At 47.2% G+C, this 377-nt stretch carries 1 pseudogene; it reads left to right on the forward strand.

Annotated features, from left to right (window positions below):
* A pseudogene (locus tag J1N09_RS15460) lies at positions 1-377 on the forward strand (hypothetical protein); the annotation flags it as partial.

Raw genomic sequence — 377 nt, forward strand, 5'->3', positions numbered from 1 at the left:
ACGGTAACTAACGCCGGTAATGTATCGATAAGCAATGTTGTAGTAACCGATCCACTATTAGGTGGAGTGGTTCCCGGACCAGATTCAGGAGATGACGATGGTGATGGAGAGCTGGATGTAACTGAAACGTGGATCTACACGGGTAGCTACGCTATTACACAAGATGATATCGATGCTGGTTCAGTAACAAATACAGCTACGGTAACAGGAACAGCTCCAGATCAGAGCACAGTGACCGATACTTCGGCTGCGGTTGTGACTCAACTTTGTCAGAATCCTGCTATCGACATCCTGAAAACAGCGATGTATGATGATGGCGGTGATTGTTCAGATCCCGGAGAGCTTATCAACTACACTTTCACGGTAACTAACGCCGG

Origin of the sequence: Aureitalea sp. L0-47 (assembly GCF_026126405.1) — a bacterium.
Classification (GTDB): domain Bacteria; phylum Bacteroidota; class Bacteroidia; order Flavobacteriales; family Flavobacteriaceae; genus Pukyongia.